The organism is Azospirillum oleiclasticum (assembly GCF_013423485.1).
Taxonomy (GTDB): Bacteria; Pseudomonadota; Alphaproteobacteria; order Azospirillales; family Azospirillaceae; genus Azospirillum; species Azospirillum oleiclasticum.
In genome coordinates, this window is record NZ_JABFFR010000001.1 from 703,061 (window position 1) to 720,095 (window position 17,035).

At 65.4% G+C, this 17,035-nt stretch carries 16 protein-coding genes and 1 pseudogene; 11 read left to right on the forward strand and 6 right to left on the reverse strand.

What is annotated here, in order from left to right; all coding sequences use genetic code 11:
• Positions 1-107: 107 nt before the first annotated feature.
• Genes HL658_RS03365 through HL658_RS03380 form a run of 4 tightly spaced genes read left to right on the forward strand, consistent with a single transcriptional unit; the run spans position 108 to position 3,983 of the window.
• Positions 108-1,475: an NAD(P)/FAD-dependent oxidoreductase gene (locus HL658_RS03365; RefSeq protein WP_180280454.1), complete on the forward strand. Its 1,368-nt coding sequence runs from the start codon at positions 108-110 to the stop codon at positions 1,473-1,475.
• On the forward strand, positions 1,475-2,269 hold the full coding sequence (locus HL658_RS03370; RefSeq protein ID WP_180280814.1) for a DUF1365 domain-containing protein: 795 nt from the start codon (positions 1,475-1,477) through the stop codon (positions 2,267-2,269). Before HL658_RS03365 ends, HL658_RS03370 begins: the two co-directional genes overlap by 1 nt.
• Positions 2,266-3,501 carry an SAM-dependent methyltransferase gene (locus HL658_RS03375; RefSeq protein ID WP_180280455.1) on the forward strand — a complete coding sequence of 412 codons (1,236 nt, stop codon included), beginning with the start codon at positions 2,266-2,268 and terminating at the stop codon, positions 3,499-3,501. The genes HL658_RS03370 and HL658_RS03375 overlap by 4 nt, the downstream gene beginning before the upstream one ends.
• Before the next feature lie 11 nt (positions 3,502-3,512).
• Positions 3,513-3,983: a DUF3833 family protein gene (locus HL658_RS03380; protein ID WP_246337255.1), complete on the forward strand. Its 471-nt coding sequence runs from the start codon at positions 3,513-3,515 to the stop codon at positions 3,981-3,983.
• Positions 3,984-3,999: 16 nt separating this feature from the next.
• On the opposite strand, the gene guaD is transcribed toward HL658_RS03380, so the two are convergent.
• The gene (guaD, locus tag HL658_RS03385) at positions 4,000-5,349 is read right to left on the reverse strand and encodes a guanine deaminase (RefSeq protein ID WP_180280457.1); all 1,350 of its coding nucleotides are present in this window, start codon (positions 5,347-5,349) and stop codon (positions 4,000-4,002) included.
• A 106-nt stretch (positions 5,350-5,455) separates the two neighbouring features.
• Here guaD and HL658_RS03390 point away from each other — a divergent pair, with 106 nt between their 5' ends.
• From HL658_RS03390 to HL658_RS03415, 6 genes and pseudogenes are all read left to right on the forward strand, one after another.
• Complete coding sequence (locus HL658_RS03390) at positions 5,456-7,003, forward strand: S10 family peptidase (protein ID WP_180280458.1); 1,548 nt, start codon at positions 5,456-5,458, stop codon at positions 7,001-7,003.
• A 183-nt stretch (positions 7,004-7,186) separates the two neighbouring features.
• Entirely contained in the window at positions 7,187-8,359 is a 1,173-nt protein-coding gene (locus HL658_RS03395; protein WP_180280459.1) for a tyrosine-type recombinase/integrase, read from the forward strand.
• Positions 8,360-8,471: 112 nt separating this feature from the next.
• Positions 8,472-8,576: pseudogene (locus tag HL658_RS03400) on the forward strand (transposase); the annotation flags it as partial.
• Between the two features lie 323 nt (positions 8,577-8,899).
• Complete coding sequence (locus HL658_RS03405) at positions 8,900-9,580, forward strand: hypothetical protein (protein WP_180280460.1); 681 nt, start codon at positions 8,900-8,902, stop codon at positions 9,578-9,580.
• An 8-nt stretch (positions 9,581-9,588) separates the two neighbouring features.
• Complete coding sequence (locus tag HL658_RS03410) at positions 9,589-10,722, forward strand: hypothetical protein (RefSeq protein ID WP_180280461.1); 1,134 nt, start codon at positions 9,589-9,591, stop codon at positions 10,720-10,722.
• Positions 10,723-11,063: 341 nt separating this feature from the next.
• Positions 11,064-12,203 carry a nucleotidyltransferase family protein gene (locus tag HL658_RS03415; protein WP_211109641.1) on the forward strand — a complete coding sequence of 380 codons (1,140 nt, stop codon included), beginning with the start codon at positions 11,064-11,066 and terminating at the stop codon, positions 12,201-12,203.
• Between the two features lie 17 nt (positions 12,204-12,220).
• Here the strand turns inward: HL658_RS03415 and HL658_RS37940 are convergent, their stop codons facing one another.
• Positions 12,221-12,787: a DUF6538 domain-containing protein gene (locus HL658_RS37940; protein WP_343054991.1), complete on the reverse strand. Its 567-nt coding sequence runs from the start codon at positions 12,785-12,787 to the stop codon at positions 12,221-12,223.
• 244 nt (positions 12,788-13,031) lie between these two features.
• Between HL658_RS37940 and HL658_RS03425 the strand changes: the two genes are divergently transcribed.
• Positions 13,032-14,564, forward strand: a complete 1,533-nt coding sequence (locus HL658_RS03425; RefSeq protein WP_180280463.1) for a VapE domain-containing protein — start codon at positions 13,032-13,034, stop codon at positions 14,562-14,564.
• Between the two features lie 259 nt (positions 14,565-14,823).
• On the opposite strand, the gene HL658_RS03430 is transcribed toward HL658_RS03425, so the two are convergent.
• From HL658_RS03430 to HL658_RS03445, 4 genes are all read right to left on the reverse strand, one after another.
• The gene (locus tag HL658_RS03430; protein WP_180280464.1) at positions 14,824-15,054 is read right to left on the reverse strand and encodes a hypothetical protein; all 231 of its coding nucleotides are present in this window, start codon (positions 15,052-15,054) and stop codon (positions 14,824-14,826) included.
• An 81-nt stretch (positions 15,055-15,135) separates the two neighbouring features.
• Complete coding sequence (locus HL658_RS03435) at positions 15,136-15,750, reverse strand: recombinase family protein (protein ID WP_180280465.1); 615 nt, start codon at positions 15,748-15,750, stop codon at positions 15,136-15,138.
• 88 nt (positions 15,751-15,838) lie between these two features.
• Complete coding sequence (locus tag HL658_RS03440; protein WP_180280466.1) at positions 15,839-16,717, reverse strand: MvdC/MvdD family ATP grasp protein; 879 nt, start codon at positions 16,715-16,717, stop codon at positions 15,839-15,841.
• A gap of 44 nt (positions 16,718-16,761) precedes the next feature.
• Positions 16,762-16,962: a hypothetical protein gene (locus tag HL658_RS03445; RefSeq protein WP_180280467.1), complete on the reverse strand. Its 201-nt coding sequence runs from the start codon at positions 16,960-16,962 to the stop codon at positions 16,762-16,764.
• Between the last annotated feature and the right edge of the window lie 73 nt (positions 16,963-17,035).

Consider the following 17,035-nt stretch of genomic DNA (forward strand, 5'->3'; position numbering starts at 1 on the left):
CGGTCTCTACGATGGCGAACCGTTGCCGGATCACTCACACCGGAGGTGATCCGCTCCGGTTCGGCGCACGTAACAGGGGTGCTTCGAAATTGCCCAAAAGATCATCCATGCCCGACTCCCTCTCCCGACCACCCGGTGTTCTCGACATCGCCGTGATCGGGTCCGGCATTTCCGGCCTGTCGGCGGCGTGGCTGCTCGGGCGGACGCATCGGGTCACCCTGTTCGAGAAGGACGACCGGTTCGGCGGTCACTCCAACACCGTCTCCAGTCCGGCGGGACCGGTTGATACCGGATTCATCGTCTACAATGAACGAAATTACCCCAACCTCGTCGCTTTGTTCCAGCATTTGGATGTCGTCACACGACCGACGGTGATGTCCTTCGCGGCGTCCATCGACGACGGCCGGCTGGAATACTCCGGCAGCGGGCTCGCCGGGCTGTTCGCGCAGAGGCGCAACCTGCTGCGGCCGCGGTTCTGGAGGATGGTGGCCGGCATTCTGCGTTTCTACCGGGAGGCGCCGCGGACGGTGGCGGCGGCCGGCTCCGATCCGATGACGCTGGGCGAATTGCTGGATCACGGCGGCTATTCCGACGCCTTCGTGCGCGACCATCTGCTGCCCATGGCCGCAGCCATCTGGTCCGGCCCGGCCGAGTCGATGCGGCTGCAGTCGGCTCGGGCTTTCGTCCGCTTCTGCACCAATCACGGGTTGCTGCAATTGCGTGACCGGCCGGCGTGGCGCACGGTCGAGGGTGGCAGCCGGGAGTATGTGCGCCTTTTGACCGGCACCCTCGGCGATCGGCGCTTGCGCCGCGGCAGCGGGGTGCGGGCGATCCGACGCGACGCCGGCCGCGTGCTGGTGGAGGACCGGGCCGGTGGCGTGCGCAGCTTCGACCATGCTGTGATCGCGACGCACGCCGATCAGGCGCTGTCTCTGCTGGTCGATCCTTCCGGAGAGGAGCGCCGGCTGCTCGGCGCCTTCCGCTACCAGCGCAATCTGGCGGTCCTGCACAGCGATCCCGATCTGATGCCGCGGCGGCGGGCGGCGTGGTCCGCCTGGAACTATCTGGCCCGAAGGGGGCAGGCAGCGGCGGAGGATGCGGTCTGCGTCACCTATTGGATGAACCGGCTGCAACCCCACCTCGATCCATCCCACGACCTGTTCGTGACCCTCAACCCGCACCGGCCGCCGCGCGAGGGCGCTGTCCTGCGTAGCGAGGTCTACGACCATCCCGTCTTCGACCTCGGCACGGACATGGCGCAGGGGGAGCTGTGGCGTCTCCAGGGCGTGCGCAACACCTGGTTCTGCGGCGCGTGGTTCGGTTCCGGCTTTCACGAGGACGGGTTGCAGGCCGGCCTCGCCGTGGCGGAGGCGCTGGGCGGGGTGCGGCGGCCGTGGACGGTCGCGGACGAGAGCGGGCGCATCCAGCTCGGCCCCGGCTTCGGCACCGCCGCACGGCCGAAGGTGGCGGCGTGATGGACGGTGCTGTGTCGGCCCTCTACCGCGGTCTGGTGGTGCACCGCCGGCTGCGCCCGGTGCGCCACCGGCTGGCCTACCGGGTGTTCAGCCTTCTCCTCGACCTGGACGAGCTGCCCGAGCTCGACCGGCGGCTCCGGCTGTTCGGCCACAACCGCGCGGCTCCCATCTCCTTCCACGACCGCGACCATGGGCCGGGCGACGGCCGGCCGCTCAAGCCGTGGGTGGAGGGGCAGCTTGCCGCCGCCGGGATCGCCGCTGGCGGACCGGTGCGGGTTCTGGCCTTTCCGCGGCTGTGGGGCTTCGTCTTCAACCCGCTGACCGTCTATTTCTGCCACCGCCCCGACGGCACGCTGGCGGCGACCCTGTACGAGGTGAACAACACCTTCGGCCAGCGCCACAGCTATCTGATCCCCGCCGCGACGGGAGAGGACGGGGTGGTGAGGCAGAGCTGCGGCAAGGGCTTCTACGTCTCCCCCTTCATGGGCATGGACACCCGCTACCATTTCCGCATCCGGCCGCCGGGCGAGCGCCTGTCGGTCGGCATCCACCAGACCGGTGCCGAAGGCGACCTGCTGCACGCCTCGCTGACCGCGGAGCGCGAGCCTCTGACCGACTCCACGCTGCTCGCCGCGGTGCTGCGCCACCCGCTGATGACGCTGAAGGTCGTCGCCGGCATCCACTGGGAAGCGCTGCGGCTCTGGCGCAAGGGCCTGCGCCTGCGCCCACGCCCGCCGGCGCCCGCCGTTCCCGTCACCATCGTCCCATCGTCGGCCGAAGGAGCCGCCCCATGACCGAGACCGCCGCCGTCGCAACGCTGGACCGGGCCACCCGCCCGCCCTGGTGGCGGCGCTTCGGCATCAGCGGCGACCTGTGGGTCGGCGGCTTCCTGGCCCTGGCGGCCGAGGCCCGTTCCGGCCGGCTGACGGTCACCACGCCGGATGGTCGGCGCTTCGCCTTCCGCGGCACGGATGGGGAGGCGGGGCATGAGGCCGACATCGCGCTGGCCGATCCGGCGGCGGCGCGGCGCCTGTTCCTCGGCGGCCCGGTGGCCTTCGGCGAGGCGTATGTGGACGGTCACTGGACCAGCCGGGACCTGCCGGCGCTGCTGGAGTTCGCGGCGCGGAACCTGGCGCTGGTGGGCACGCGCGCCGGCGGCATGGCGCCGCCGCGCTGGCTGCGGTGGCTCCATCACCGGGCGCACGCCAACACCCGCGCCGGCAGCCGCCGCAACATCGCCTTCCACTACGACCTCGGCAACGCCTTCTATCGGCTGTGGCTCGATCCCGGCATGTCCTACTCGTCGGCCCTCTACGCGCGCGACGGGATGACGCTGGAGGCGGCGCAGGACGCGAAGCTTGCGCGTGTGGCCGAGCTCATGGATGTGGCACCCGGCCATAGGGTGCTGGAGATCGGCTGCGGCTGGGGCGGCTTGGCGGCGCATCTGGCTGCCCGCGGCGCCTGGGTGACCGGCATCACCCTGTCGCGCGAGCAGCTCGCGTGGGCGAGCGAACGGCTGGCCGGGCGGGCGGAGCTGCGGTTGCAGGACTACCGCGACGTGGACGGCCGTTACGACCGTGTCGTCTCCATCGAGATGATCGAGGCGGTCGGCCGGGAGCACTGGCCGCGCTACTTCGCCACCCTGTGCGACCGGCTGCTGCCGGGTGGGAGCGCGGTGGTGCAGGCCATCACCATCGACGACCGGCTGTTCGACCGATACCGCCGCAACCCGGACTTCATCCAGCGCCATGTCTTCCCCGGTGGCATGTTGCCTTCGCCAGCCATCCTGCGGGAGCAGGCCATGGCGGCGGGGCTGGTGCTGGAGCGGGAGGAGACCTTCGGGGCGTCCTACGCACAGACCTGCGCGGAGTGGCGCCGCCGCTTCCACGCCGCCTGGCCGGAGATCGCCCGGCTCGGCTTCGACGAGCGGTTCCGCCGGATGTGGGACTATTACCTCGCCTACTGCGAGGGCGGGTTCCGGGCCGGCACCATCGACGTCGGCCTTTACCGTTTCGTTCGCCCATGAGGGAGGCCGCCATGACCCCGGCCCTGCGCCTGGAGGAGTTCTTCGCCGGCCGGACCCGCTGCTGGGGTCTGTTCGAGGACCGGTTCGGCACCTTGCGCCGCCAGTTCGTCATCGACCTCGACGGCCGGTGGGACGGGCGTGTGCTGTCGCTGGCTGAGAGTTTCCGCTACGACGACGGGGAGACCGGGCGCCGCGACTGGACCATCCTGCCCCTGGCCGACGGCGTTTACGAGGGGCGGGCGACCGACGTGGTCGGCGTCGCCCGCGGCCGTGTGATGGGCAACCATTTCCGGTGGCGCTATGCCATGGACCTGAAGGTTCGCTCCTCGGTCTGGCGTGTCCGCTTCGACGACCACCTGATCCTGCTGCCCGACGGGGTGCTGCTCAACCGGGCGCACATGAGCCGCTGGGGCGTGACGCTGGGCAGTGTCAGCGCCGCCTTCCGGCGTGTCGAGGGGGAGACACAGGCGATCGCGGCGTGAACCGGTCGTCCCCGCGTCACCCGCCCCGTGAGTGGGCGCGCGTTCCTTGCAGATAGGTCGCCGCGACCGCGCGGTCGTCGCCGAGGGTGAGGAGGACGAACAGCTCGTCCTCCAGCCGGTCGCCGATGGTCTCCATGCGGTGTGCCATGGCCGGGGTGGCGCGGGCGTCCAGCACCACGAGGTCGGCGTAGCGGCCGGGGGCCAAACTGCCGATCTCGTCCGCCAGCCCCAGTGCCTCGGCGTTGCCCAGCGTCAGCCAGTGCAGGGCGCGCAGCGCCGGCAGGTTGCGGCCGCGGAGCTGAATCACCTTGTAGGCCTCCGCCGCCGTGCGCAGCATGGAGTAGCTGGTGCCGCCACCGACGTCGGTGGCGAGCGCCGTGCGCACCGGACGCGCCGGGTCCTCCAGCCGCTCCAGGTCGAACAGGCCGCTGCCCATGAACAGGTTGGAGGTCGGGCAGAGGGAGGCGACCGAGCCTGACTCCGACAAGAGCCGCATTTCCGCCTCGTCGAGGTGGATGCAGTGACCGAACAACGATCGCGGACCCAGCAGGCCGAACCGGTCGTAGACCGCGGTGTAGCTGGCGTCATCCGGGAACAGCCGGCGCACCGTGGCGATCTCGTCCGGGTTCTCGGACAGGTGGGTCTGCATGTGGACGCCGGGATGCTCGCGCAGCAGCGCGCCGGCCGCCTCCAACTGCGCCTCGGTCGAGGTGATGGCAAAGCGCGGGGTGACGGCGTAGCGCTGCCGCCCGCGCCCGTGCCAGCGTTCGATCAGCGCCTTGCTGTCGGCATAGGCGGTGTCCGCCCGGTCGCGCAGGGCGTCGGGCGCGTGGCGGTCCATCATCACCTTGCCGGCGATCATGCCGGCCCCGCGTCGCTCGGCCTCCGCGAACAGCGCGTCGGCGGAGCCGGGGTGGACGGAGCCGTAGACGACCGCCGTCGTGGTGCCATTGCGCAGCAGCTCGTCCAGGAAGAAGCGCGCGGTGCGGGCGGCGTGGCCGGCGTCGGCGAAGCGTTGCTCCTCCACAAAGGTGTAGCGCTCCAGCCAGTCGAGAAGCTGCGTGCCGTAGGACGCGATCACCTGCGTCTGCGGGAAATGGATGTGGGTGTCGATGAAGCCGGCGGTGACGATGGCGTCCGGGTGATGATCGATCACGGCGCCCGGCGGCAGGGTCGGGAGGATCGTCGAAGCCTCGCCCACCGCGGCGATGCGGCCGTCGACGATGCGCACAGCGCCGTCCTGGATGTGCAGCAGGCCGGCGTGGTCTCCCGGCCCCTCCGGCCTGCGGGTGAAGGACAGGATGCGCCCGCGAACCGCGTCCACGCGGGACCCACCCACAGCGGCCGTCCGGTCGATGGCGTCCATAATCTCTCCCCGATCCTGGTGCATGGTGAGGGCGGCAGGCTTGCCGCCCGCCCGTGCCGCCGACTACATGCTGCCATCGGCCCGGTTCCACAAACAGGGATTATCCATGAGCCAAGCGATTTTCCGAGCGGCCTGCGCGGCGCTTCTGTCGGCGGGGCTGCTGTCCGCCATGCCGCCCGCCGCAACGCCCGCCCATGCCCAGGCCCAGGCGACCCAGGACCGTGGCGACGGCCCACGGGCGGAGCGGCCGGAACCTTTCGACGCCCAGCGCACGACCACCAGCCACCGGCTCGACCTGCCGTCCGGCGCGCTCGCCTACACCGCCACGGCGGAGTTCCTGCCGCTGCGCGAGGGGGCAAAGGAGGAGGTGGCGGCCCGCGTCTTCACCATCGCCTACACGCAGGACGGGGCCGAGCCGGCCCGCCGGCCTGTGGCCTTCGTGTTCAACGGCGGCCCCGGTGCCTCCTCGGCCTACCTGCATCTGGGCGCGCTGGGGCCGAAGGTGGTGGCCTTCAACGAGGACGGATCGCTGCCGCGCCCGCCGTCGCCGGTGGTGGACAACCCCGACAGCTGGCTGGCCTTCACCGACCTCGTCTTCATCGACCCGGTCGGCACCGGCTACAGCCGCGCGGTCAAGGGGGAGGAGGAGGCGGAGAAGCGCTTCTGGAACCCCGACGCGGACGCCCGCTCCATGGCGGAGATCGTCCGCCTCTGGCTGGTGCGCAACGGCCGGTGGGACTCGCTGAAGTTCCTCGTCGGGGAAAGCTACGGCGGCTACCGCATCGCCCGGATGGCGGACGCGCTGTTCGACGGACCGGGGGTGTCGGTCAACGGGCTGATCATGGTGTCGCCGGTGGTGGACTTCGCCACCATCCGCGACAGCGACGCCATGCTGCTGCCCTGGGCTTTCCGCCTGCCGTCCTTCGCCGCCGCCGCCGCCGCACTCGGCAAGGCGCCGGGCACGCCGGCGGAAGCCGCGGCTGCTGCGGAACGCTTTGCGCTCGGCCCCTTCCTGCCGGGGCTGGCCGGGATCGATCCGGGGAACATCGCGGCGTCGCGGGACCTGTTCGGCGCGCTCGCCGGCATGACCGGTCTGCCGGCGGAGCTGGTGGAACGCCATCGCGGCCGCATTTCCGCCGGTGTCTTCGCGCGCGAGATCCTGCGCGGCGCCGGTCGGATCGTCAGCGTCTACGACGCCACCTTCACCGGCATCGATCCCGATCCCTCGGCCGCGCGGGTGCAGTCCGATCCTTTTCTCGACGGGACCAAGCCCACCTACGCCACCGCCTATGCGGGCTATGTGCAGCGGGAGCTGGGGGTGAAGACGGATGTGCCCTTCCGCCTGCTCAGCGAGCGGGTCAACCGTGGCTGGGAATGGCCGCGCATGACGCTGCCGAGCGCGCGGGACGAGCTGCAGCGGGTGCTGGCGCTGGCGCCGGGGATGCGGGTGCTGATCGCGCACGGGCGCACCGATCTGGTCACGCCCTACATGGCGTCGCGCTGGCTCGCCACCAACCTGGAGCTTGCCCCCGGCACCCGCGACCGCGTGCGGGTGACGGTGCAGGACGGCGGCCACATGATGTACACGCGGGCACCCGAGCGTAAACTGTTGTTTGATCACGCCCGGACGCTGGTCGAAGAAGCAACTCATTGATTTAGGATGGTCTTTCGCATCGGCAGTACCGGGCTGTGATCAGAACCAACTGTCGGATTTAGCCACAACGCCGTACAGCCAGGATCTGTGATCCGGCCCTCGGCCCATCGGCTGACTTGCCTAACCGGCTGATCTATCTGATGCTTTTCTATGAAATCACAGATCAGGCTGTGAGAGGTTGTGATGAGCGATGAGATCGAGATCCGGACTCGGCGGGAGTATGGACCGGGGTACGTGCGGGTCCTGGCGAGGTTCGGTTACTACGAGGAACTGGTTTCCCTGGAGGGGATACAGGCCCGCCTAGTCAAAAGGAGGGATAGTAAAAATTATTACATTGAGCTAATGCTCGAAGGTGTGGAGTGCCCTCGGCCCACCTCGCTAAAGACTTCTGATCTCCAGAAGGCCATTGAATTGGCTCGAGAAAAGTACCGGGATGCTATCAGGCGGGTCATCCGGGAGGAACCCTTGGGGGAGCCACTGATGAAAGACTTGCTAGATGCTTTCATCCGTTGGCAACGGGAGCGGGTGATCAAGAAGGAGTTCGAGCACAACCGCATCCGCCGGCACCGCAGCATCTCGGTCAACCACATCTTGCCGCTGCTGGGGCATCGGCACCTGTCCAGTTTGACGACTGAGGACGCGGCGAAGTTCCAGCGGGAGCGTCTCAAATCGGGGGCAAAGCCGTCCACGGTCGCCACCGACGTGGCGACCCTCAGGGACTGGGCAAGGTTCGGGATGGAAAGGGGCTACCGGAAGATCCCTCTGGTTGCTCCGGTCAAGCACGCTGATCCTGTGACGGTCGAGAGTAGCTGGTTCGAACCGGAAGAAATGCGAAGGTTGCGGAATGCCCTCCGGCACGAAGACCCGGTACTTCGCAATCTGGTTCTGTTCCTTTACCATACCGGTTGCCGACCGACCGAGGCCGGTAACTTGCGGTTTGAAGACGTGATCCCTCACAAGCCCCGCGGCGGGGCTCCGAGCGTGAGGCTTCGTCTCCGGGGTAAGGGGAAGAACCGCGTCATTCCGGTGCTGCCGGTGGTCCGAACCATTGTGGAACGGATGGCGGCACACCACGGCCGGCGTACTGGCCAGATATTTCCGGATGTCAAACGGCTCTCGGAGCGGTTCCGGTACTTCCTCCTGAAGGAAGGACTGTATTATGACGCAGAAGGGAACCGGCGGCGATTGTATTCGCTCCGGCACACCAGAGCGACGCAAGAACTCCTGAGGGGACAGGTCCCGGCTGTACTGGCCGGTTGGATGGGGCACACGATTGAGATCCAGCAGCGGGTCTATTCAAAGGTGCTGAAGGTCGTGGAACAGGAGGGATTGATGCGGCGGGGCAGAGGGCGTTGATCTCAGTGTCCGTCCGGGAAGGGTATGAATCGGATCAAGGGGATGGGAAATGGGTTGAAGTCATTGACACGGCTGTGATTCCCTCTGCGAGGTCACCGTTTGGACCACCGCGATGTGGACACCCGAGAACCGCCCCCTGTACAACCGCGATCACCTTCGTTACCCGAGCGACCTGACGGACGCGGAATGGGCGTTGGTCGAATCGCTGCTCCCGCCGGCATGGTCCACCCGGCTGACGCTGGCCGAACCGATCAGCCGCCGCGAGGATTTCGAGGTGGCGACCTGCCGGCTGCTCGCTGATCTGACCGAGAGCTTGTTGACAAGCGGTTGTGGGGAACGCCGTTCGGACAGCCGAAAGTGGTCGGAGATGGTCAAAGATTCGTGAGCTATTGAGGGCCAACTGCTTGGCAAACAGTGGGGCGACAGCCCAGCATCACTGAGCCAGACGGTTGCGACAGTAAACATCATGAACTTGGCGACGAGGAAGCAACAAAGTATGCTCCGGATGGGAGAAACAACTCGGGTTGGAGGGGAAGCCAGATGCCTGAACAAGATCCTCCGCCGCTGGGAGAGGCACGATCAGATGTCGTTGCTCGCACGCTCACCACGCTTGCTGGAGCCGTGCCGTGCGTCGGTCCGCTCATTCAAGTGGCTTTGAGCGAGACCATTCCGAACGTTCGTCTGGAACGTATCGAAGCGTACCTGATCCATCTTCAAAGCCGTCTGGACGAACAAACGCTCAACGACTCGCTCAGAACCGCTGATGGGCTCGACGTGTTCGAAGAGGGAATGTGGCAATCAGCTAGAGCATATTCAGACGAAAGGAAGCAATACATTGCGGAGTTGGTCTCCAAAGGAATGGATTCGAATGGGACTGAAAGGCAGGAATCTCGCCATGGCCTCCGAATACTAAATCAATTGGATGATGCACAAATTATCATTCTAAGCAGCTATCAGTTGAAATACCGCCTAATTGGTGAAGAATCGACTGTCGCATTCTACAAAAAGCACAGAGATGTACTGGGGCCATTCAGTCGAGAGATCGGTCCCAACAACAAGGATAGGGGGAAGGCAGAACTCAAGGATGCCTTTGAGCGGCATCTCAGTTCGTTTGGTTTGCTCGACGTTAAGAGCGAAGATTACAACACGGGGCGTGTTTCTTACGAACTCACGGCTCAGGGTAGACGGTTCCTTGAATATCTCGGGATTGCCGAACGCTAGAGGCTAAATTGGAACCGAAGATAAAGATCTGGCGTCTCCATCCCCGGACCTTTGAGCGATTCGTCCCGCACCAGCACCGTGACGGATATTTCCGTGTAGCCGATCCCACACTCGGCAAGGTCAAGCACCACGCCGAACACCAGATCCCTGTGGTAAGCGAGGAGGACCTCGTCGCCTACATCAGGCGGGGTTATCTCTGCCGCATGCGTGGCGAAGAAACCGGGCAGGTCAACCTTATCGCCGCGAGCGAGATCATGACCGACGCCCCCGGTGCGGTATCTGCCGAACCCAAGGCATCACGAACTTCGCCAACGAGTGGGGTGAAGACGACCTCGTCGATGGCCATGTCACTGCCCCCCGACCTCAAGCCGCCGGCCTCCGGCCTGTTGCCGTCCCATGGCCGCGTTGCCTGTACCGATTGCTTTCCCGGCGGCACCGCAGAATGGGGTGTCTCAGTGGTGGAAGGCTCGGGCTGGCGGCTGACCAACAATCCCATGGCCTGGGGTGGCCAGAACCCTCGTGTGCTCGTGCTCGGCTTCAGCAAGGGCGGCACGCAGAACGACGGTATCCTGAACCGCCCCCATGCCGAAGTGGCCTTCCGAGGCGGCCGGCACGCCGTCGCCAGCGTCCTGGGCACGCTCGGCCTGATGCCGAGCGACCGGTCTATCGACGAACTGATTGCCGACCGCGACGGCGACATCGCTTTCGGGTCTTTGGTGCGGTGTTCGGTGTCGAAACTGGATCGCAGGAGTGGTCGTTGGGTGATGTCGGGGAGCGACATCATGGGCTCCTGCCTTCGCGAAGGTGCCATCGGCCACGTTATCTCCAACTGCACCCGGCGGTACCTTGCTTGCCTTCCGCCGAGGCTGAAGATGGTCGTCATATACGGCAACGACGTGGACTACGTGGACGGCTGCCTTCGAGCCATTGCCGGTGTCCGACCAGGGGTTCGGAAGCTCAACGCCGTCTCCTACACCGACGGAACTGTGGCGTTCATTCACGTCGTGCACTTCAAGGCACAGGGGGGCATCGTACCCAACTGGTGCCATGGCGAACCGGGACGGGCATCCCACGCCGAACATGACCAGCCGCTCAAACGGGAATTGGCCCTCCAAGCGATCCGCTTGGCCCTTGCTCCTTGATTGACAGATCTTCGAACCGTGGGATGTTCAACTTCAGCGAACGACGGTTCAAAGAGTTGTAACATGCGATTTGTGGCGTATTACCGGGTGAGCACGCGGGACCAAGGTCGCAGCGGTCTGTGCCTGGACGCTCAACGGGCTGCCGTTCTGCGGTTCCTCCGTGACGATGACATCGGGGAGGTGGGCTTGACGGTGCAGCGGACACCGATGGTGATGCCGGTGGATGTCCGGTTCGGTCATCGGGCCGTCGTGATGGTACCGCTCGACCGACCCTGATGGCGACGCCCGACATTGTCCAGCCCGTCGGTTGTCTGTAAAATCAAGATTTGAAGGCAACCGGAGTGGAGGGGCTTGTGCGGGAACTCGGGCTGGCCATGCAGACCATGTTCGCCGACCTGGAGCAGCGGTGCCTGGACGCCGAGTTCGACGCGGCATTTCCCGCCACCGGCAGCTTCTCCAAGAAGGAGCGGAAGGGGCGGGGATACTGGTACTTCCAGGGGTATGAGGACGGCCACAGATACAGCCGCTACGTCGGCCCCGCCGAGGACCCGGAGATCGCCGCCCGCATCGAGCGGTTCCGTGACCTGAAGGCGGACTTCACCGAACGGCGGCGGATGGTGTCGGCTCTGAAAGCCGCCGGGCTGCCGTCGCCGGACGCCTTCACCGGCGACCTTGCCGAGGCCCTGTGGCAGGCTGGCGTGTTCCGGCTGCGTGGCGTGCTGGTCGGCACGCTGGCGTTCCAGTGCTACGCCGGGCTGTTGGGGGTCCGGCTGCCCGCAGCCCATCTCCGCACCGGCGACATGGACATCGCCCAGTTCCACTCGGTGTCCATTTCCGTCGAGGACAGCCTGCCGCCCATTCTCGACGTGCTCCGGAAGGTGGATGCGAGCTTCCAGGAGGTGCCGCATCAGGCCGACACCCGGCAGGCCACGGCGTTCCGGAACCGCAAAGGCTTCCTGGTGGAATTCCTGGTGCCCAACACCAGCAAGGATGAGTATCAGGGCAAGCCCGCCGCCATGCCGGCCCTGGGCGGGGCCGCCGCCCAGCCCCTGCGGTTCCTCGACTTTCTGATCCACACCCCGGTCCGGTCGGTTCTGCTTCACGCTGGCGGTGTGCCGGTCCGGGTGCCGGCACCGGAGCGGTATGCCGTGCATAAGCTGATCGTCTCGGCACGGCGGCGAGCCGACCCGAACGGCCGGTTGAAAGCCGACAAGGACGTGGCCCAAGCCGGGATTCTGATCGAAGCCATGGCCCGCAGGCATCACCATGATCTTGCCGACGCCTGGATCGAGGCGTGGTCGAGGGGGCCGAAGTGGCGGGAAGCCTTGACCGACGGCTTGTCCCGGCTGCCGGACTCCCAATGGGAAATGCTGGCCAACGCCATCCGGCGAGCCGGTGGGAGCCAGAAGCAGAAACCCGACGACGTTGGCTTCGGAAAAGGCAGAGAACCCCGCGTAACGCAAGAAGACGGCGGCCCTTAGCCGCCTGATCGAGCCGGTTACTGCCCGGCGACCCGCTGAGCGGCCTGGAGTTTTTCGGCGATGCGGCTGGCCAGCAGGTCCAGGTCGATGTGGATAGCTGGGCCAGTGGGATCGGGCAGGACGGTGTTGGCCGTCACCGAGGGGGCGGGGGGCGGTCGGCAGGCCCTGTCGCACGCGGCGTGGGCCGGATCTCTTCCGATGCCCCCGCGGGCCGCCTCGAACATGTCCTCGATCTCGACGCTCACCCTCCGGGCCACCCGGATGGCGTCGGGGTAGCTGCTGGTCCTGAGGGAGCGATTGACGTGCGTCCGACCCAGAACCGCCTGGAGGTCGGCCGGGACGCGGGTTCGGAACTGCCACACGGCTCCCCGCAGCCACAGCCCCATGGGACGCCGCTTGGGTGACAGGGAAGTGCGACACCCCGGACGGGCTGAAACGGCGGATTTTGAAGGGGATGAAGGCGATTCGGCCGACGTCGTGTGCGACAGGGCTGTGGCACACACCGGGTCCGACGCCCTGTTCGGGGCGGATTTCCCAGCCGAATCAATGGGAACACAAGTAATGGTGGAGCCGAGGAGGATCATGTGGATACCGGGTCAGGTCTGTCCGGTGACATTGTCTGCCACCGGACAGCAGGCGTCGAGAGCACGCAGCGAACACGCCTGTGGGCCTGCCTGAATACCGGTGCCCCGGACATGGTACCGGGCTCGTGGACACCAAGTCAAAAATCCAAATTTCAGGGAAAATCGCTATTTTGACGCTGGGCGTGAAATTTTTTCAGAATGCTTCCAACGCGGCCGCCCGGCCGTCCGAAGACAAGGAAGCACAATGGATAAGATGATTAATGGCAATGACCGGACAAACGTTCCGGCTATTTTAGAAGAGGCCCGACTGGATATGACCCAGCGGGATCGAAAGGACCCTCATAGCTTCGCTGAAACGGTCCTGCGGCGACTGCCAGTCCAAGACCTCGGCCCCGACGATATCGACGCCGTTGCGGATTTCCTGCGGCAGGAGGTCGGCCTCAACGTTGCACTGGTGAAGCGGAAGATCACTCGGGCGAAGGTCACTGAAGCCCTCGGGACCTATCCGACCAACCTGATGGAGTTCATCCGAGCCTATGCGGAGCGGTTTGGTTTGAAGCCCACCCTGCGGAACAGTGTGAAAATTACGAAGCGGTCCTCCTATACGGACGACGACGGCCGTGTGATGCCAATCCAAGAGTTTAGTGAGGAAGAGGAGTACATGAACCGGTTTGCCGAGATCTGGAGCCCGAAGGAAATTGATGAGCACCGCGTTCTGGCCCGGATGAAGATGTTCCGTGAGGATCACGGCCTGTCATTCACCGATGCTGGTATCGACCGAGCCTGGAGCGAATGGCTCACCCGGCATCGAAGCGAGATCTTGTTCTGGCTCTGCGATGCGGTTGGCTGCGGCCTTGCTGACGTGGAAAGGCAGGAAGCTGCCGAGCAGGAATGGGATCGGTTCCTTCGAGCCATTCTGTTGGACTATGAGAAGGACCACATCCTTGCTGGAGCAGTGCTGAGCCATTTGATCTGGCTGGTTGGGCGGAAGATCCGGACCCTGCCGGTGGGCGGCCACATGATGCCCGTCTTGATTGGGCGTCAGGGGGGCGGCAAAACCGAGATGGTGAAACGGTTCCTTTCCCCCTTGGGCGACGCCTGGATCGACAGCGACTTCGCTAAGCTGGCCGACGACCGCCACAGTGAGGTTCTGGCCAATATCCCAGTGCACTTCCTTGATGAGATGTCCTACGCATCTCGCACCGACATTGAGGTCACCAAACGGAAGATCACCGCCGAGTCGATCACTTATCGCCCGCTGCATACGAACGTGACGAAGACCGTGAGGAATTTGGCATCGTTCATTGGTTGCTCCAACCAGCCACTCGGGCACTCGATCCAAGACACGACGGGAACACGGCGTTTCTACGCGATCACTGTCAAGGACCGGCTGGACTGGGAGGTGGTGAACGACATCCAGTGGGGGCTGCTCTGGGCATCGGTTGACGCCTATGGCCCGAGTCCGCTGGACGCGATGCGGGACGCCATCGCGGCCGAGCAGGAAAGCCACCGGGTTATGAGTTCGGTGGAGGAGTGGCTGGTCGCTGTTGACCGGCAGTTCCATCCGAACAAGCAGATCGGTGAGTGGCAGGCGGCCGATGAAATGTTCCGAGTGTTCACCGAGTTCGACCGGGAGGTCAATCCAGGCCGGCCGACCAACCTGCGGAACTTCGGCATTGAAATGTCGCGGCTGGCGGCCTTAGCCGGGACGCGGGTCGAGCGGGTGCGGGACAAGCGAGGGGTGAAGTATCGGATCTTGCCGGCTGAGGCAGATTGAAAACGCGGGTGGTGTAGGATGCAGGAAGTGTAGGAGCCAAACCAGAAGTCCGGCTTCAGGTTGGCCTGGAAGAAGTCTAAGGCTCAGACTTCTTCCTGCATTCCTACATTCCTACACCAAACAGGAAAAAATAAGGAGATATAAGGGATTCAGCGGTGTAGGGTCAGGTGTAGGAACTGGACTCCGTCTAGGGCAAGGCGTGTATTAGACGTGGAGGCTCCCGTGTCCTCACGCGACGACACGCCTCCTGCCCCTCGCCTCAGCCCCAGGCGTCCTCCAGCCGGCGGGCGACCTCGGCCGACCGGCAGCCGACCTGGACGGCGACCCGGTCGGCATCCAGGTTGGCGTTGAGGATCACCACGTCGGCGTGGCCCTCGGCGAAGGACCGGAACCGAGCCCAATCCAGGCTGTCCAGCATCAGGGCGACGGTGTGGGCGTGGTGCCGGTTGGACCGCCGGCTGCGGTTCCAGAACAGATCGGTCATCTTCATCAGGGGTTCCTTGCTGCCATGACGCCCAGGTGGCGTCCCGGTATTTACCGCCTGGGCAGCCCCGACTGCCCCTCGCCGGGCTCAGCCGGCGGCGACCGGCTGCTCGGGCAGCATGTCCTGCCGGATCCGGGACACCGTTGTGGGACTGGCCCCGGTCTGCCGGGCGACCGCCCGGACGCCGGTGCCGGCGGCCAGGGCCTCCTGGATCTGCCGGACCAGCTTCGGCTCCATCGGCGGCCGGCCGATCCGGATGCCCTTCGCCCGAGCCCGGTTGAGGCCGGCCATGACCCGCTCCCGGATCATGCTCCGCTCGAACTCCGCGAACACCCCGAGCATCTGGAACATCATCCTCCCGCTCGGCGTCGAGGTATCGATGCCCTGCTGGTGCAGGTAGATGTCGATCCCGCGGGCCTGGATGTCGCCGAGGAAGCCGACGAGGTCCTGGAGGGAGCGGCCCAGCCGGTCCACCGACCACGCCGCCACCATGTCGAACTCCCGGCGAGCGATGCCCCGCAGGAGGGCATCGAAGCCGGGTCTCGCGTCCCGCCCCTTGGCCCCTGAAATGCCGGCGTCGGTGTGGACCGCGACCACCACCCAGCCCAGCCGCTCGCCGACCGCCTGGAGTTGGCGAAGCTGGTTCTCGACCGTCTGGTGCCGGTCGGTGGACACGCGGGCGTAGATCGCGACCTTCTTCATGCCGTCCACGATCTCACGGATCGCAAAGCTGTCAAGACCACCCGGTCCCAAAATCGATCTATTTCGCGATGATGGCAGGAGATCTTTCTCATCCGGCCCTAATCAGACTCAAGACTTTGCGAGCCAGCCCGATCTCGCCTCCGGGATCTAGAAATCCCCACTGGCCGTTGGCGTTGAATTCCAGAAACGACAAGCCGGTTTCCCCCATCAGGAAATCATAGCGGCCGAACCGGACACCCAGTTCCCGAGAAAGGCCCAGGAGTGCCTCGGAATCGGCCCCCGACAAATCGAACCGCACCCACGGCACGGCATCGTTGAAGACCTCCACACGCCAGTCCAGGCCTTGGAGATGCCGCCGGGACCGCCGGAATGCGAATAGCTCGACCCCGCACAAGAACACGGTCACGTCGAATTCGGCATCGACCCGCTCCTGAAGGGTCCAAGGGAACTGGAGGTCGAGCCGATCTGCCTGAACGGCCTGGGCATACATGACCCGGCCGGCCTCCGTTGGCGTCGATGACAGGGATTTCGCCACCGGGCTGGCCAACGCCAACTCCGCGAGATTCCATCCCGAGACAGTCTGTGGGACTGGGAAATACCTCGACGCCACCTGGAGGATGTTCAGCTTGCCCATGCGGTTGTGGAAGTCCGGCGGGTTTCCTGCGGTCAGCCCCCGAACCAAACACCACCCATAAACCTCCCTGAGGTGGTACTTGATCTCATCGACGACGTATTGGTCGGTCCCCGACAACAGGTCATGGAACGCCTTCCACCAGAAACAACCCGTGACGGTTTCTGATGTGATCGAGCGTCCCACGGGATCACAAGCCCGCCACCCCCGAGCCGTAAATTCCAAGCTGTAGTCCTGCCACAGGTCGTAGTTGAGCCGGAACCCCTGGCCGTCTTCCAGGTGGTCGATCAGGAGATCGACTGTGGCGTCGTATGATGTGGTGATGAAGAGAATCATCGAACACCTCGGAAGAATGGGGCCGCTCGGCGGCCCCAGCCGCGTCAGTCGCTATCGCGGTCCTTGGGTTTGCCCTTTGTGTCAAAGGTCTGGGTGGCATTGAAGGTCTTCTGGGCCGCCGTCTGGAACTCCCCGGAGTTCCAGACATTCTGCTGGGTCTGATGGGAATACCGGGGCTCCCCGAGATCGAGCCGAACCGGCTCGGCAGCGAGCAACAGCGGGGTCAGGAGAAACGCTTCGAGCATCGGGAACTCCATTGGGGTGGGACGATGCTCGGTACCCCGAGGGAACCACCGGGCATCATCTAAACTTTATGAA